General features: G+C 68.2%; 12 protein-coding genes. 6 read left to right on the top strand and 6 right to left on the bottom strand.

Annotated elements, in window-relative coordinates; all coding sequences use genetic code 11:
* The first annotated feature begins 22 nt into the window (after positions 1–22).
* Complete coding sequence (locus ACQR2C_RS31980; RefSeq protein WP_316216537.1) at positions 23–1159, top strand: GGDEF domain-containing protein; 1137 nt, start codon at positions 23–25, stop codon at positions 1157–1159.
* Between the two features lie 16 nt (positions 1160–1175).
* On the opposite strand, the gene ACQR2C_RS31975 is transcribed toward ACQR2C_RS31980, so the two are convergent.
* Both ACQR2C_RS31975 and ACQR2C_RS31970 read right to left on the bottom strand, forming a co-directional pair.
* Positions 1176–2105: a CobW family GTP-binding protein gene (locus tag ACQR2C_RS31975; RefSeq protein ID WP_434882925.1), complete on the bottom strand. Its 930-nt coding sequence runs from the start codon at positions 2103–2105 to the stop codon at positions 1176–1178.
* Positions 2102–3595, bottom strand: a complete 1494-nt coding sequence (locus ACQR2C_RS31970) for an amidohydrolase family protein (RefSeq protein WP_410051914.1) — start codon at positions 3593–3595, stop codon at positions 2102–2104. The genes ACQR2C_RS31975 and ACQR2C_RS31970 overlap by 4 nt, the downstream gene beginning before the upstream one ends.
* 217 nt (positions 3596–3812) lie before the next feature.
* On the opposite strand from ACQR2C_RS31970, the gene ggt reads away from it, so the two are divergent.
* Complete coding sequence (gene ggt, locus ACQR2C_RS31965) at positions 3813–5486, top strand: gamma-glutamyltransferase (protein WP_434882924.1); 1674 nt, start codon at positions 3813–3815, stop codon at positions 5484–5486.
* A 3-nt stretch (positions 5487–5489) separates the two neighbouring features.
* Here ggt and ACQR2C_RS31960 read toward each other — a convergent pair whose 3' ends face one another.
* From ACQR2C_RS31960 to ACQR2C_RS31945, 4 genes are all read right to left on the bottom strand, one after another.
* Positions 5490–7040: a GMC family oxidoreductase gene (locus ACQR2C_RS31960; RefSeq protein WP_434882923.1), complete on the bottom strand. Its 1551-nt coding sequence runs from the start codon at positions 7038–7040 to the stop codon at positions 5490–5492.
* 85 nt (positions 7041–7125) lie between these two features.
* Positions 7126–8460 carry an acyclic terpene utilization AtuA family protein gene (locus tag ACQR2C_RS31955; protein WP_434882922.1) on the bottom strand — a complete coding sequence of 445 codons (1335 nt, stop codon included), beginning with the start codon at positions 8458–8460 and terminating at the stop codon, positions 7126–7128.
* 94 nt (positions 8461–8554) lie between these two features.
* Complete coding sequence (locus ACQR2C_RS31950; protein WP_434882921.1) at positions 8555–9691, bottom strand: diguanylate cyclase domain-containing protein; 1137 nt, start codon at positions 9689–9691, stop codon at positions 8555–8557.
* Between the two features lie 172 nt (positions 9692–9863).
* Complete coding sequence (locus tag ACQR2C_RS31945; protein WP_434882920.1) at positions 9864–10697, bottom strand: SDR family oxidoreductase; 834 nt, start codon at positions 10695–10697, stop codon at positions 9864–9866.
* A 129-nt stretch (positions 10698–10826) separates the two neighbouring features.
* On the opposite strand from ACQR2C_RS31945, the gene xylB reads away from it, so the two are divergent.
* From xylB to ACQR2C_RS31925, 4 genes are all read left to right on the top strand, one after another.
* Positions 10827–12272, top strand: a complete 1446-nt coding sequence (gene xylB, locus ACQR2C_RS31940) for a xylulokinase (RefSeq protein ID WP_434882919.1) — start codon at positions 10827–10829, stop codon at positions 12270–12272.
* 149 nt (positions 12273–12421) lie between these two features.
* A complete protein-coding gene (locus tag ACQR2C_RS31935; protein ID WP_434882918.1) occupies positions 12422–13945 on the top strand; it encodes a sugar ABC transporter ATP-binding protein in 1524 nt (507 codons plus the stop codon).
* On the top strand, positions 13938–14978 hold the full coding sequence (locus ACQR2C_RS31930) for an ABC transporter permease subunit (protein ID WP_315804813.1): 1041 nt from the start codon (positions 13938–13940) through the stop codon (positions 14976–14978). The genes ACQR2C_RS31935 and ACQR2C_RS31930 overlap by 8 nt, the downstream gene beginning before the upstream one ends.
* 100 nt (positions 14979–15078) lie before the next feature.
* The gene (locus ACQR2C_RS31925) at positions 15079–16026 is read left to right on the top strand and encodes an ABC transporter substrate-binding protein (protein ID WP_316177367.1); all 948 of its coding nucleotides are present in this window, start codon (positions 15079–15081) and stop codon (positions 16024–16026) included.
* Positions 16027–16202: the final 176 nt, after the last annotated feature.

The raw sequence follows: 16202 nt of genomic DNA, 5'->3' as shown, positions 1-16202 counted from the left end.
AAAGGTGTCCCATGGTGGTCCCATGGGACATGGGCTGCTTTCCAGATTCATCCATCCGAACCCGGCGATCCGGCGCGAGCTCGTCGATCTGCTGTACACGTCTCTGCCGCAGGTCATGTCGATCAACGCGGCCGCCATCACCGGCTCGGTCACGCTTGCGGTCCTGCACGGCGATCCCGGCTACATCGCGATCTCATTCGCGATCATCGTCAACGCCATCGGTCGCGTGGTCAGCCTGCTGCGCTACAAACAATATGCGGGACGCCTGTCCGATCGCGACGTGATCCTGTGGGAGAAGGTCTACGCCGCGGGCGCCGCCGCCTTCGGCCTGGCGCTCGGCGCTCTCACGTTTCGCGCGTTCCAGCTCGACGATGCCCCGGGCGCATGGATCGCGTTCGGCCTGTCGATGTCCTATTGCGTCGGCATGGTGTCGCGCGCGGCGATCCGCCCGTGGGTCGTGCTGACGACTACTGCCGTGCTGCTCGCCCCCACGCTGATCGCGGGGCTGATGCGCCCCGAGCTGCCCTATCAGCTCGGCGCCGTCCTGCTGGTGCTGTTCTGGTTCTCGATCCGCGAAGCCTCGCGCCATCTCAGCACCGCGTTCATCGAGCGGCTCGAGGCCAAGCACGCGCTGGCCCGCCAGGCCAACCATGATTTCCTGACCGACCTGCCCAACCGGGCGGCCTTCCTGGCTGCGCTTGAACGCACGACCGGGACTGTCGCGATCGTTGCCATCGATCTCGATGGCTTCAAGCCCGTCAACGACCGCCACGGCCACCACGCCGGCGACGACCTGCTGCGTCAGGTCGCAGCCCGGCTGTCGAGCTGTGTCGGCCGGGGCGGTCTCGCCGCGCGCTTCGGCGGCGATGAGTTCATGCTGCTGAAGCCGGTGGCGAGCGGCGCGGACGGACGCGACGAGGCGCTGGCGCTCGCGCGCGAGGCGGTCCGCTCGCTGTCGATGCCGTTCCTGCTGTCCGACATTCCCGTGGTGATCGGCGCCAGCGCCGGCCTGCTGGTGAACGACCGGCCGCTCACGGACGAGTCCATGGACGAGGTTCTGCGCCAGGTCGACAGCGCACTCTACGCCGCCAAGCGCGCCGGGGGCGGCTGCTGCACCTGGGCCGAAGCTGCGGACGGCGCGTTGCGGCAGGCGGGCTGACGCGCGGCCTTCGATCTCAGGCGAGGATTATCTCGCGCAGCAGCGCGTCGATCTCCCCGGCGTCGAGCTCACCTTCGCGTCCGATCAGCACGAGCTGCGCCGTGAGGCCATCGGCGGGCGACACCGGCGACGAAGCCAAGGTGCCACGCGTCGCCACCGACTGAAACAGGATCGGCTGTCCCGGATGGTCGGTGAACAGCAGGATGCCCTTGATGCGCAGGGTGCGCGGCGCGAGCTTTCCGATCACCTGCTGGAAGCGGGCCAGCGACAGCGGAGCACGGGAGGTCCAGGTGAGGGTTGCGAAAGGTTGCGACATCGTCGGCACCTGCTTGGGTAGCTCTCGCGGCGCGCGAATGTCGCGGCTGAACAGCAGGTCCGGCGCGACGACGCCATGCGATATCTCGAAGATCGCCGATTGCGGCTTGATGCCGCCGACGACGCCGCGGACCGCATCGAGCGCGGCGCGGTCGAGCAGATCGGCCTTGGTCAGCAGCACGAAATCGGCGGCGCGCAGTTGCGAGCGCCACAGCGCGTCCTGCTCGATCCCGGGATCATCGCGCAGCCGCTGCGGATCGACCAGCGTGACCACGGTCTCCAGCGGCGCGACCCTGAAGATCACGGGATCCATCAGGCTGCGGATGATCTCGGCGGGATCGGAGATGCCCGATGTTTCGATCACGATCGCATCGGGTGCCGGATTGCGCTTGATGACGGAGGACAGCGTGCGCAGCAGGTCGCCCTGCAGCGAGCAGCAGATGCAGCCGTTCTTGAGGCTGATCACGCCTTCCGTGACAGTGCCGAGCAATTGCGCGTCGATGTCGACCGCGCCGAAGTCGTTGACAACGGCGGCGATGCGCCGCCCGCCCGGATTGGCGAGCAGATGATTGAGCAGGGTCGTCTTGCCGGCGCCGAGCGAGCCGGCAACCAGCAGGACCGGGACGTTCATGACAGGACCGGACGGCGCACGGCCTGTCCCGGCCTGACGTCGCGAACGAGCTCGCCATTGGCGATGACCGCGCGGCCATTGACAAGCAGATGCCTCACGCCCTCGGACGGCCGGTTCATGTTGAGGAAGTCGGCGCGGTCACGAAGGCCCACGAGATCGAGCACCGCGATGTCGGCGTCGCAGCCGGCCTGCAGCCGTCCCTTCTTGCGCATCGCGGGCGTCGACGGTTCCAGAATCCGGGCCGGAATCAGCGTGCACTTGGCGAGGCCCTCCATCAGCGGCACCGCCTTGCGGTCCAGCACCCATTCGCGCAGGAATTTGGTGAACGTCGCCGATGAGCGCGGATGCGACACCGCGTCATCCGGCAGCGGCCAGGCGTCGCCGGTGTAGTCGGTGCCGTTGGACAGGATCCACGGCATTGCATCGGAAGCGATGGCGCCGCCCGGAAACAGCACGGAGACGTCGAGCAGGTCGCGGTGGCGCTGGTTGACGGCGACATCGAGGAAATGGATCAGCACCAATGCGCCAGGATCGTCCTGCTGCCGCGCGAGCAATTCGTCGCGGCTGCCGAGCCGGTGGCGCTCGGCCACCATCTCGATCGCGTCATAGCCGGTGCCCATGCGCTGGCAGAACGCGGGGTCGGCGAAGAAGCCGGCGCCAACCACGGTCGAGCCGGTGCCGTAGGGATAGGCTTCAGTCGTGACCTTCAGGCCCTGCTTCTGCGCGGTCTGCACCAGTTCGGCGCAGCGCTCGACATCCTGCAGGCTCGTGCTGTTGAAATGGCAGATGTGCATGTGGGCGCCGGTCGAGCCGGCCAGCCCGATCAGCCGCGTGTAGGCATCGACCGAGCTGCGCGGATCGACGTTCGACATGTAGGCGATGTGCGTATAGGTCGGCACGTCGTGCCTGGCCGCCAGGCTGCACAGCTCCGACAGCTCCTTCATGCCGGTGCCGGGCGCGTAGGCATTCGGGAAGGCGATGCCGAGACCGCCCTGCTCCAGACCCTGCCGGGTGCGCTCGACGATCTCGGCGGTCTCGGCCGCGGTCGCGACCTCCTCGACCCATCGCTTGTCGCGCATCGCCTCGCCCATGCCGGCGATGTTGGACGCGGTCTGCTGGGTCGTCATCGTCGCGATGCGCGCGAACACCCAGCCCGACGCTGCGCCGTAATTCAGAAGGCGGCCGATCGCCGCCTGCTCGTCATACCAGCGCGCCACCGGCATCACGCCGATCTCGAGCTCGAGCGTCGTGGTGACGCCGTCGAACGCCTGCATGCGGTCCGCCGGCAGCGACTGGCCGTGGGCGTGCAGATCGATGAAGCCGGGTACGACGGCGAGGCCGGCCGCATCGACCACCTGATCGGCAGCCCCGCCGACATCGCCCACGGCAGCAATTGCGCCATCCTTGATGGCGACATCGGCCGTGGCGTCGAGCTTCGTTTCCGGGTCGAGCACGCGACCGCCGCGAATGATCAGATCGTAGTGAGGCATGAAATCAGCTGGGCTCGCGAAGTGGAACTGCTGAAAGCCCTAACACAGGTGCGCGACGATGAGAACGCGGCGGGAGAGATCGATTCTCTCCGAGCCATGCGTGGCGCACTTATCAGTTCGTCGACCTGCCGCCCCCGCTCTTCCCCTTGCGCAAGCGATCGGTCAGGATTGCGAAAAACGACCTCTCGGCATCCGCCGTTCGACAGAGGAGACCCGAATGGATTCGCCCACACGGCGCATCGCCGACTTCACCTGCGAGAAGCAGCCGGCGACCGGCGCGCGCGGGATGGTCGTCACCAACCATCCGCTCGCCTCCAGCGCCGGCGCCGAGATGCTGATGCGCGACGGCAACGCGATCGATGCCGCGGTCGCCGCACTGTTCGCGCTGACGGTGGTCGAGCCGATGATGGTCGGCATTCTCGGCGGCGGCCTGTCGCACATCCGCCTTGCGGATGGACGGCACATCGTGCTCGACGGATTGAGCACCGCGCCGCGGCGCGCCACGCCAGGAATGTATGATCCGGTCTCCGACGAGATCGCGCTGGCGCGTGAGACGCGCGGCCGCCGCAATGTCGCAGGCGCGCTCGCGGTCGCCGTGCCCGGTGCGCTGAAGGGATGGTGCGAGGCCCTGGCGCGCTTCGGCCGGCTGCCGCTGGCCGAGGTGATGGCGCCGGCGATCCGGCTCGCCGAGCACGGCTTCGTCGCCAGTCCCTATCTCAACGATTGCGTGCGGCTGGTCGCGGACGACCTCGCGCGCGATCCGCATCTCGCCGCGCTGTTCCTGCCGGACGGCACGCCGGTCAGGCCCGGCGCCCGCGTGATCCAGACCGACTATGCCCGCTCGCTGCGGCTGATCGCGGAGCATGGTCCGGACGCTCTCTATGGCGGTCCGCTCGGGATCGCGCTGGCCAACTACATGGCCCAAAGTGGCGGCCTGATCGATGCGGCCGACCTCGCCGCCTACGCGGTGATCGAGCGCGCGCCGATCCGCGGGCTCTATCGCGGCCATGAGATCATCGGCCCCCCGCCGCCCTCGTCCGGCGGCGTGCACATCGTGCAGATGCTGAACATCCTCGAGGGCTTCGACGTCGGCGGGCTCGGCTTCGGCTCGGCCGACGGCGCCCATCTGCTCGCCGAAGCGCTGAAGATCGCCTTCGCCGATCGGGCGGTCGCCACCGCCGATCCTGCATTCGTCGACGTGCCGGTCGCGCGGCTGACATCCAAGACCTATGCCGCCGAGCGGCGGGCAGAGATCGACATGCGCCGGGCACGGAGCTTCGGTCCTGGGCTTGCGCCGACGGAGTCCGCCAACACCACCCATGTCACGGTCGCCGATGCCGCGGGCAACGTCGTCGCGGCGACCCAGACCATCAACGGCCTGTTCGGCGCCTGCGTACAGATCCCGGGCACCGGCATGACCGCCAACAACTACATGTACAATTTCGATCCGCATCCGGGCCGCGCGCTGTCGATCCAGCCGGGCAAGCGCGTCTTCACCTCGATGGCGCCGATGATGGCGCTGCGCGACGGCCGCTTGCGCTATGCGCTCGGCCTGCCCGGGGGCTTGCGCATCTTTCCTTCGGCCTTCCAGGCGCTGGTCAACCTGATCGACCACGGCATGTCGCTGCAGGAGGCGGTCGAGGCGCCGCGGCTGTGGACGCAGGGCGGCGAGCTCGAGCTGGAGCCGGCCTTCCCCGACCATGTGGCGCACGAGCTCGCTGCGCGCGGCCACGAGATCAGGCGCGAGCCGGTCGTGGCCGGCGGCATGAACGCGATCGCGTTCGGCGACGACGGCACGCTGACGGGTGCCGCGTGCTGGCGCGCCGACGGCACGCCGATCGCGATCTCCGGCGGACGCGCCCGCGCCGGGCTGCGCTTCGCCATCGCGTGAGCTCTACAGGCGCTCTCGCATCATCCGCGCGATCGCCTCGCCGATCACGACGGTGGTGAAATGCGTGTTGGCGCGGCAGTCCGACGGCATGATCGAGGCATCGGCGACGCGCACGCCGGCGATGCCCTTCACGCGGCCATCCGGATCGACCACGCCATCGGCGTCGTCGAAGCCGCTCATGCGGCAGCTGCCCGCGGCATGCTGGATGTCGCCGGTGACCTGCCGCAGCAGCGCATCGAGCTCGGCGTCGGGCAGCGCAGCCGCCTGCGGCAGCGTGAATTCTGTATCGCCGAGGCGAATCCTGTCGGCGATGTCGCGCAGCGCCGGCTGCACCGTGATCGGCGCCAGCCGCTTCACCGCATCGCGCATCCGCGCGATGTCGCGCGGATCGGCCAGCATGTTCTCCTCGACGATCGGATCCACGCGCGGATCGGTCGAGGCGAGCTTGAGCGTACCGCGCGAGAAGGCGTTGAACAGGCCGGCGCCGATCGCGCCGGGCACACCGATGCCGCGATGATTGAACGCGATCAGGATCATGTCGCGCTTGCCGCCGCCGGCGAGGCCCGACGAGTAGGTGACGCAGCAATTGGTGTGGCGGGTGTCGCGATCGGTCGGACGCAGCGCGTCGCGCAATTGAATGGTGGTGCGGAACAGCGGATGATCGAAGAAGTGCCGTCCCACGGGAAGATCGCGCAGCACGGCGATGCCGAGCGCCTGAAGATCCGCCGCGGGGCCGATGCCCGAGCGCAGCAGGATCGCCGGACTATGGATGGCGCCGGCGCACAGCACGACCTCGCGCGCCGCGATGTCCTTCACGCCTTCACCCTCGACATGGACGCGCACGCCGGTCGTCCTGCCGTCGCTGATCAGCAGCCGCTCGACCAGCGCCCGCCCGCGGATCTCGAGGTTCGAACGGCCGCGCGCCGGCTCCAGATAGGCCTCGTTGGTGGAGATGCGCCGGCCATTGCGGCTGTTGATCGGATAGCAGGCGACGCCCTCGCCGTCAGGCCCGTTGAGATCGTCGCACCAGGGATAACCGCTCGCCAGCGCGGCATCGCGCAGGCCGCGGTCGATCGGCCCCCATGTGTCAGGCGGTGCGCGGTAGACCGGAAGCGGCCCGCCGCGGCCGTGGCCCTCGCGATCACCGAGCGCGAGATCGTCCTCGATCATCGCGAACAGCGGCATGATGTCCTTGGCCGACCATCCCGTGCAGCCATTGGCCGCCCATTCGTCGAACGCATCGGCCACGCCGCGGATCGCGATCTGGCCGTTCATCATCGAGCTGCCTCCCAGCCCCTTGCCGCGCCAGTAGAAGCGCATGTCCTGCCCGGCGACGCGGCGGGACATCAGCTGCGGCCACTGCCATGTCTCCTGGAAGGCGCGATCATGGATGATCGGAATCGGGTTCGGCGTCACGATCTCCCACGGCGCCTCGTCCGCCCGCCAGTCGGCGCCGGCCTCGAGCAGCAGGACCCGCGTCCGGGAGTCTTCCGACAGGCGTGCAGCCACGGCCGCGCCCGCGGAGCCGCCGCCGACCACAATGACGTCATACATGGACTGAATTCCCGCTGTTCTCTGGCATCGCAATCATGACGGCCAGCTTGCGCTGCCGCGAGCGATCCGTGAAGCCCTCGAAAACTCAGGCCACCAGCGTGCCGACGCAGAGCTGCGGCGCATCCTCGGCCACGAGACAGGAGGCCACGGCGATCACCTCGCGCGCCGATTTCCAGGCGCCGCCGCCGCCGGCCGGGCCATTGGTGTAGAGCGTCTCGACCTCGTTGCCGATGCGGATCGCCTCCGCCATCGTCTCGGTCCGCCCGGCGACACGAATGCGCACCTCATGGGGCTCGGCACCCTCTGCGCGCTCGTCGCCATGCAGCGCATTCAGCCCGATCAGGTCGCAGCGCAGCTCGCTCACGGCCACGCCGGTGAGCGCGAGACGCTCGCGGACGATATCGAGCGCGAGGCGGCCGCGCGCGACCGCGCCAGGGCCGGCATAGGAGATCTGCCCCTCGCCGACATAGGAGTCGAGATAGCCGACCGAGGTCTTCAGCAGTCCCGTCTTCGGCCGGCCGCGGCCGCCGACCACCCTGACCCGGTCCGCACCGAGCTCCTCGACGGTCACCTGCGAGAAATCCGCCACGACGTCGGGCTGGAAATATTGCGCGGGATCGTGGATCTCATAGAGCAACTGCTCCTTCACCGTTCCCGGCGTGACGCAGCCGCCGGAGCCTGCGACCTTGGTCACGATCAGTTCGCCATCCTCGCGCACCTCACCGATCGGAAAGCCGAGCCGGGCGAGATCGGGAACGTCCTTGAGTCCGGGATCGGCGAAATAGCCGCCGGTGATCTGGCCGGCGCATTCGAGCAGATGACCGACGACGGTGCCCTGCCCGAGCCGGTCCCAATCGTCCAAAGCCCAGCCGAACTCATGAATCAGGGGGCCGAGGAACAGCGCCGGATCGGCGGCGCGCCCGGTGATCACGACATCGGCTCCGCCCGCGAGCGCCTCCGCGATCGCGCCCGCGCCGACATAGGCGTTGGCGGAGACGACGCGATTGCCGAGGGCATGGATCGTGTCGCCGGTGTCGAGCACGACATCCGCTGTCTTCAACGGCTCCAGAACATCGTCGCCGGTCACGGCCGCGATCTTCAGCCCCGTCAATCCAAGCTGGCGCGCGATGGCGCGGGTGGCTTCGGCCGCGGCGACCGGATTGGCGGCGCCCATGTTGGTGACGATACGGACCTTGTTGGCGCGGCAGATCGGCAGCACCGCCTGCATGCGCGCGGCCAGCAGCGGATCATAGCCGGCGGCCGGATCCTTCATGCGCGCCTGCTGCGCCAGCGCGATCGTGCGCTCCGCAAGGCATTCGAACACGAGATAGTCCAGGCCGCCCTTCGCCGCGAGCTCCACCGCGGGCTCGATCCGGTCGCCGGAATAGCCCGCGCCGGCGCCGATCCTGATGCTTCGCATCGGCCGCTCCTCCTGACATCATGCGCCGTTCGTCGGCTTCTGCCGGCCACATTAGCGGCCGCGGTGCGACCTTGCCAACGTCCGCATCAGACGATCAGGCATGCTGCTCATCCGCGAGCGCCAGCGTCGGGGCCTCGCTGCTCGCCGTGCATGCGACGGCAACGGCCATGTGCTCGTCGGCCCAGCACCATCGCTGGCCGCCGGCGCGCTTGGCGGCATAGAGCGCGCGATCGACCCGGTCGAGCAGCGCTTCCGTGTCCGCCCGCCGATCCCCCGCGACCAGAACGCCGGCGCTGGCGCCGATCTGCACGCGCGTTCCAGCCAGCGTGAAGGGACGCGACAGCGCCGTCACCGCGGCTTGCGCGAGCGCGAGCGCGGCGTCACGTCCGGCTGCGGGCAGCAGCAGCATGAACTCGTCACCGCCGAACCGCGCCGCCAGCCCGGCTTCGCCGAGGCAATCCTGCAGGCGTGCGCCGACCTGGCACAACAGCTCGTCGCCGGCCTGATGGCCGAACCGGTCATTGACGAGCTTGAAGCCGTCGAGATCGACCGCAATGATCGCCACGGGACGATCGCACCGGCCGAGCGCGGCGATGAATGCAGCCCGGTTCGGCAGGCCGGTGAGGAAATCGCGCAACGCCTGCCGCGCCAGCGCCTGCTCGGCCATGATCCGCTCGGTGAAGGCGGCCGTCAGCCGATAGGACGTCCCGCGCAGCGTGATCCAGAACAGCACGACCATGCCGGCGCCCATCCGGTAGACCGGCTCGGGCTGCATCAGGCAGGCGATGACGGTCGGGATCAGCAGCACCGCCGACGAGGTCATGACGATCCACGGGCTGACGCGCGACACGATGCCGACACAGAACGCCATCGACAGGCCGAAGCACATCCAGATCCCGGGCCCGTCGCCGATCTGGAACGCGCGGGCCGACAGCGCACCGATGGCCAGACCGAAGGCGGCGGCGCCGAGGCCGTAGAGGCGTTCCCAGCGAATGATGGCGTCGTGATCGAGCCGATCGAAGCGCGCGGCGAACATCCGCAGCTTGATCACGCGCAGCGCGCCGATCACCAGCAGCGCCACCGTGATCGCGGCGTAGCCCGGATCGTGCGCCACCCAGGCCATCACGCTGCCGATCACGACGGCCGCGACCGCGATCGTCCCGACCAGCGGCATCGAGCTGTACAGCAGGTGCGCGAGGTCGCGACGAATGTCCGGGTCCAATCGATGCATCGCAATTCCGTTTCGGCAATTGCGCGCACTCTCGTACCCACGCCTTAACGAAATCTCGCTGCACCCGCGAAGGGCTGCCATGCGCCGCGGATGCTTAAGAGATGCTCACCGCAACCCTGAAAATGCGAATGATGCCAGCGCATGACGCGCCAGAGCGACACAGCGCGTCGGATCAGCTCGCCCAATTGTCGCGGAACTCGCCGAATAGCGTGATGCCGCCGCAGGCATAGATCGTCTGTCCGGTGATGTAGCTCGCCTCGGCTGAGGCGAGAAAGGCGAACACGCCGGCGATCTCTTCCGGGCTCGCCACCCGCCCCATCGGAATGTGGGACTCGACCGCCGCGCGCTTGGCGGGGTCATCGGTCCAGGCGGCGTTGATCGGCGCGTCGACCGCGCCGGGCCCGACCGAATTGACGCGGATGCCGCGGCCGGCGAATTCGAGCGCGAGGGTCCGGGTGAGGCCCGCCATCGCGCTCTTGCTGATCGAATAAGCGAGATAGCCGGGCTTCGGAATGATCTGGTGCACGCTCGACGTATTGATGATGTTGCCGCCGCCGCGCGCGACGAAATGCGCCAGCGCATGACGCGCGCACAGCACCGCGCCGTTGAGATTGACATCGAGGATATTGCGATAGGCGTCGACGTCGAGCGCCTCGCTCGGCGATTCCCGCTGGAAGCCGGCATTGTTGACCAGGCAGTCGAGCCGGGGCCAGCGCGTCAGCACGGTCTCGAACATCTCGGCGATCTCGGCCTCGACGCCGATGTCGGCCTTCACGGCGAAATGATCGCGCGCGCCGTGACCATGCGCGGCGGAGGCCGCGTGCACCAGCGCCAGGGTCTCATCGCCCGATGGCGACGGACCGCCGAAATTGATCGCGACATGCGCGCCCTCCTCGGCAAAGCGCACCGCGATCGCGCGGCCGATGCCTTGGGCCGCACCGGTCACCAGCGCGTAGTGCCCGACCAGGCGCGACGCCCGTTCGGCTGGTTGGTCAGATGGCTCCATGTCTCGACTCCCTGAAAATGAGCTCGCCTCGCTCGCGCTACGATGACTCGCGTTCGGATGACAAGGCTATCAGGAGTCTGGTATCGCTCCACTCCCTATCCGTCACTGCGCACGCACGCGTGAGACGTCATGTATCTCGGCATCGATCTTGGAACATCCGCGGTCAAGACGATCATCGTCGATGATGCGCAGCGCGTCGTTGCGAGCAGCAGCCACGCCTTGACGATGGACGTGCCGCGACCCGGCTGGGCCGAGCAGGACCCCGCCGCCTGGATCGCCGCGGTGTTCGCCACGCTCGATGCGCTCAAGGCCGATCATCCCGGCGCGTTGGCGGCGGTGGACGCCATCGGCCTGTCGGGCCAGATGCATGGCCCGGTGCTGCTCGATGCCGCGATGAAACCATTGCGGCCCTGCATTCTCTGGAACGACGGGCGGTCGGAGCGGGAATGCGTCGCGCTGGAGCAGCGCTGGCCCGCCTTGCGCACGATCACCGGCAACAAGGCGATGCCTGGTTTTGCCGCGCCGAAGCTGATGTGGATCGCGGCGCACGAGCCCGAGATCTTCGCGGCCACGCGGCTGGTTCTGCTGCCAAAGGCCTATATCCGGCTGGTGCTGACGGGCGATGTGATCGAGGACATGTCCGATGCGTCCGGCTCGCTCTGGCTCGATGTCGTCGGGCGCGACTGGTCGGACGAGGGCCTCGCCGCCACCGGCCTGACGCGTGCGCAGATGCCGCGCCTCGTCGAAGGCTGCGCGCCGGCGGGCCGGTTGCGCAGCGACCTCGCGGAACGCTGGGGCATGACGAAGCGTCCGGCCTTCGCGGGCGGCGCCGGCGACAACCCGGCTGGTGCCGTCGGCATCGGCGCTGTCAGGCCGGGCGCCACTTTCATCACGCTCGGCACGTCCGGCGCCGTGATCACGCCGGTCGACGCCGTCACGGCCAATCCCGAGCGCGTCGTTCACACCTTCTGTCATGCCGTCCCTGCGATGTGGCTGCAGGCCGGCGCGATGCTGTCGGCGGCCTCATGCCTCGCCTGGGTCGCGCGGCTGCTTGGCGCGAGCGAAACGGAGCTGCTTGCCCCGCTGGGCGCACGGCCCGCCGCGCCGTCGCCGGTCAGCTTCCTGCCCTATCTCGCGGGCGAGCGGACGCCGCATGACGATCCCCATGCCCGCGGCCTGCTCGACGGCCTGAGCCATGCGACAGATCGCAGCGTCATCGTCCAGGCGGTGCTCGAGGGCGTTGCCTTCGCGCTGGCCGACTGCCGCGACGCGCTGAGGGAAACCGGCCTCGTGATTGCCGAAGCGGATGCGATCGGCGGCGGATCGCGCTCCGACCTCTGGCTGGCGATCCTGGCTGATGTCCTCGGCATTCCCGTTCATCGGCTGGCCGAGGGCGAGACCGGCGCCGCCTTCGGCGCGGCGCGTCTGGCACGTCTTGCCATTACCGGCGAGGAGATCGGCGCGGTCTGCACGCCGCCGGCGCGCGTGCGGACCTTCGCTCCTGACGTCGCGCTGTCGGCAGCCTATGCCGAGCGGCGGTCGCGCTGGCGACAGCTCTATCGCCGGCCGAGCTAACCGCAGCTCCGCACGGCCATCGTCGCGGCGACGTGTTGCAGCGGCGTCTGTTTCGTATTGTATTCGGCAACAGCCTCTAGTTTAATGGCTTCCCCGCGCCAGCGATCAACGAGCCGCGGACGACAAGACGACGTGCATTGGGAGGCACGATGAGCGGTCCGATCCTCGAGATGCGAGGGGTGTCGAAGTCATTCTTCACCATCAAGGCCCTGCACAAGGTCGACCTCACCGTCTATGCCGGCGAAGTCCATGCGCTGATGGGCGAAAACGGTGCCGGCAAATCCACGCTGATGAAGATTCTCTCCGGCGCCTATCGCCCCGATCCCGGCGGCGAGATCCGCATCGAGGGCCGGCCGGTGCGCATCGAAGGGCCGATGGGCGGCCGCAACGCCGGCATTTCGATCATCTACCAGGAGTTGTCGCTGGCGCCGAACCTGACGGTCGGCGAAAACATCTATCTCGGGCGCGAGCTGTCGCAGAGCGGCCTGCTCGCGCGCAGCACCATGCGCGAGGGCGCTGGACCGATCCTGGACCGGCTCGGCGCCGATTTCACCGCCTCCACCTTGGTGGCCGAGTTGTCGATGGGCCAACGCCAGCTGGTGGAGATTGCCCGCGCGCTGCATGCACGATCCAAGATCCTGATCATGGACGAGCCGACGACCTCCCTGTCAGCCGGCGAGAGCGAGAAGCTGTTCGCGCTGATCCGCCAGCTGCGCGCCGAGGGGCTCGCCATCATCTACATCTCACATCGCATGGACGAGGTCTATGCGCTCGGCGACCGCGTCACCGTGCTGCGCGACGGCCGGCTGGTCGGCTCGCTCGACAAGCCGGAGATCCGCGCCGACAGCATCGTCCGCATGATGGTCGGCCGCGACGTGTCGTCGTTCTACAAGAAGGACCACGACCCACACGCCAAGCGTGATCGCGCGGTGCTCAGCGCCGTCGACCTCGGCGACGGCCATCGCGTCAAGAACTGCTCGCTGACCGTGCATGCCGGCGAGGTCGTCGGCCTCGCCGGGCTGATCGGCGCCGGACGCACCGAGCTCGCGCATCTCATCATCGGCGCCGCGCCGAAGACGACCGGACACATCGAGCTCGACGGCGAGAAAGTCAGCATCGACACGCCGCGCGATGCGCTCGATGCCGGGATCGCCTATCTGACCGAGGACCGGAAGGCGCTGGGCCTGTTTCTCGACATGTCCTGCGCCGACAACATCAACCTCGCCGTGATCGGACGCGACGCGAAGCTCGGCGGCATTCTCGATCGCGACAAGGCGAAGACGCGCGCCGACGAAGCATTCGCCGCGCTCGGCATCCGCGCCCCCAATCCCGGCGTCACCGTCGGCGGGCTGTCGGGCGGCAATCAGCAGAAGGTGCTGCTGTCGCGCCTGCTTGCGACCGCGCCGAAGGTCCTGATCCTGGACGAGCCGACGCGCGGCGTCGACGTCGGCGCCAAGTCCGAGATCTATTCGATCATCGACAATCTCGCCAAGTCGGGCACCGCGATCCTGGTGATCTCGTCCGATTTGCCGGAGATCCTCGGCATCTGCGACCGCGTGCTGGTGATGCGCGAAGGGCACCTGGCCGGCGAGCTGCAGCAGAGCACGACATCACCCATCACCCAGGAAGACATCATGGCGCTGGCCACCGGGACGGAGCACGTCGATGCCTGACAACAGTTCGTCGCAAGCCAAGACCGCGCCTTCATCCGGCCTGCCGTCCGCGTCGGACAACAAGCAGCAGCGGCTGCGGCTGATGATCCGCGCCGCCGGCATGCTGCCGGTGCTGCTCATCCTTTGCGTCGGCTTCCACCTGCTGTCGGAGGGACGCTTCTTCACCGGACAGAATCTCGGCATCGTGCTGCAGCAGGCCGCGGTCAACACCGTGCTCGCCGCCGGGATGACCTTTGTCATCCTGACCGGCGGCATCGATCTCTCGGTCGGCTCGATCCTGGCCGCCGCGGCGATGGCCGGGCTGACACTGTCCAAGATGCCCGATCTCGGCGCGCTGTGGCTGCCGGCCGCGGTACTGACCGGCCTTGCCTTCGGTGTCGTCAACGGCGCGCTGATCGCGCTGTTGCGGCTGCCGCCCTTCATCGTGACCCTCGGATCGCTCACCGCGGTGCGCGGTCTCGCCCGCCTGATGGGTGGCGACACCACCGTGTTCAACCCGTCCATTCCCTATGCCTTCATCGGCAACGCCTCGCTGACGATCATTCCGGGCGTCGTCTCGATCCCCTGGCTGTCGGTGATCGCGTTGCTCGTGATCCTCGGCTCCTGGCTGATCCTGCGCCGGACCGTGCTCGGCGTGCACATCTATGCCGTCGGCGGCAATGAGAGCGCGGCGCGGCTCGCCGGCATCAAGGTCTGGGCGGTGCTGATCTTCGTCTACGGCATGTCCGGCCTGCTCGCCGGCCTCGGCGGCGGCATGCAGGCGGCGCGGCTCTATGCGGCGAACGGCCTGCAGCTCGGCCAGTCCTACGAGCTCGACGCCATCACCGCGGTCATTCTCGGCGGCACGTCGTTCGTCGGCGGCATCGGCTCGATCTGGGGCACCTTGGTCGGCGCGCTCATCATCGCGGTGTTGTCGAACGGGCTCATCCTGGTCGGCGTGTCCGACATCTGGCAATACGTCATCAAGGGCCTCGTGATCATCGGCGCCGTCGCGCTCGACCGCTACCGGCTGCAGGGCTCGGCCCGCACCTGAGACGACATGGCGGGCTCCACCGGGGCCCGCCGCAACGCATTCTTCCACGGCCACTGGTCCGCCGTGCGTAGACGAACAGGAAGGGCCAGGGAGGAAACCAATGTTGAAGTCGGTTTTGTTTGCCGGTGCCGCGCTTGCGCTCGTGATGAGCTCCGCGCCGTCGTCGGCCAAGGAGCTGAAATCGATCGGCGTCTCACTGGGCTCGCTCGGCAATCCGTTCTTCGTCGCGTTGTCGAAGGGCGCGGAGTTCGAGGCCAAGAAGACCAACCCGAACGTCAAGATCACCGCGGTCGGCTTCGAATACGATCTCGGCAAGCAGGTCACCCAGATCGACAACTTCATCGCCGCGGGCGTCGACATGATCCTGCTCAATCCGGGTGATCCGAAGGCGGTGGGTCCTGCGATCAAGAAGGCGCAGGCCGCCGGCATCATCGTCGTCGCGGTCGACACCGCGGCCGAGGGCGCCGACGCCACCGTGACCACCAACAACGTGCAGGCCGGCGAGATCTCGTGCCAGTACATCGTCGACAAGCTCGGCGGCAAGGGCGACGTCATCATCGAGAACGGACCGCAGGTGTCGGCCGTGATCGACCGCGTCAACGGCTGCAAGAGCGTGTTCGCCAAGGCTCCTGGCATCAAGGTGCTGTCGAGCGACCAGGACGGCAAGGGTTCGCGCGAGGGCGGCCTCACGGTGACGCAGGGCTATCTGACGCGCTTCCCCAAGATCGACGCGATCTTCGCCATCAACGATCCGCAGGCGATCGGCACCGATCTCGCCGCGCGTCAGCAGGGGCGCACCGGCATCGTCATCACCGCGGTCGACGGCGCGCCCGACATCGAAGCCGCGCTGAAGGATCCGGCCTCGCAGCAGATCCAGGCCTCGGCCTCGCAGGATCCGTTCTTCATGGCGCGCCGCGCCGTGCAGATCGGCGTCGGCCTGCTCAACGGCCAGAAGCCCGCCTCGACCGTCGAGCTGCTGCCCTCCAAGCTGATCACGCGCGACAATGTCGGCGAGTACAAGGGCTGGACCTCGGAGCGGAAGGAATAGCCAGGAATAGCCGACCCGACATAGCTCGAACATCCCACATGAGGTTCGGCGCCGCCCCTTGCCGGGCGGCGTCTTGCTTTGGGAACTGAAATGCGCGGGTGGACTGCACCCCTCAAGTGAGACACGATAATCTCAGTGACAATGGGTAAAGTCATCGCATCGTGTTTTGCTTGAAC

Source organism: Bradyrhizobium sp. HKCCYLRH3061 (genome assembly GCF_051168015.1).
In the GTDB taxonomy this organism is placed as follows: Bacteria; Pseudomonadota; Alphaproteobacteria; order Rhizobiales; family Xanthobacteraceae; genus Bradyrhizobium.
Note: the sequence above shows the minus strand (reverse complement) of the source record. Positions and strands in the feature narration are given on the sequence as shown.

Excerpts from the sequence above, each read along its gene's own strand:
- ACQR2C_RS31945 (WP_434882920.1), bottom strand. The coding sequence starts at position 10,697 with ATGGAGCCATCTGACCAACCAGCCGAACGGGCGTCGCGCCTGGTCGGG.
- xylB (WP_434882919.1), top strand. The coding sequence starts at position 10,827 with ATGTATCTCGGCATCGATCTTGGAACATCCGCGGTCAAGACGATCATC.
- ACQR2C_RS31950 (WP_434882921.1), bottom strand. The coding sequence starts at position 9,691 with ATGCATCGATTGGACCCGGACATTCGTCGCGACCTCGCGCACCTGCTG.
- ACQR2C_RS31980 (WP_316216537.1), top strand. The coding sequence starts at position 23 with ATGGGACATGGGCTGCTTTCCAGATTCATCCATCCGAACCCGGCGATC.
- ACQR2C_RS31925 (WP_316177367.1), top strand. The coding sequence starts at position 15,079 with ATGTTGAAGTCGGTTTTGTTTGCCGGTGCCGCGCTTGCGCTCGTGATG.
- ACQR2C_RS31930 (WP_315804813.1), top strand. The coding sequence starts at position 13,938 with ATGCCTGACAACAGTTCGTCGCAAGCCAAGACCGCGCCTTCATCCGGC.
- ACQR2C_RS31935 (WP_434882918.1), top strand. The coding sequence starts at position 12,422 with ATGAGCGGTCCGATCCTCGAGATGCGAGGGGTGTCGAAGTCATTCTTC.
- ACQR2C_RS31960 (WP_434882923.1), bottom strand. The coding sequence starts at position 7,040 with ATGTATGACGTCATTGTGGTCGGCGGCGGCTCCGCGGGCGCGGCCGTG.
- ACQR2C_RS31975 (WP_434882925.1), bottom strand. The coding sequence starts at position 2,105 with ATGAACGTCCCGGTCCTGCTGGTTGCCGGCTCGCTCGGCGCCGGCAAG.
- ACQR2C_RS31970 (WP_410051914.1), bottom strand. The coding sequence starts at position 3,595 with ATGCCTCACTACGATCTGATCATTCGCGGCGGTCGCGTGCTCGACCCG.
- ACQR2C_RS31955 (WP_434882922.1), bottom strand. The coding sequence starts at position 8,460 with ATGCGAAGCATCAGGATCGGCGCCGGCGCGGGCTATTCCGGCGACCGG.
- ggt (WP_434882924.1), top strand. The coding sequence starts at position 3,813 with ATGGATTCGCCCACACGGCGCATCGCCGACTTCACCTGCGAGAAGCAG.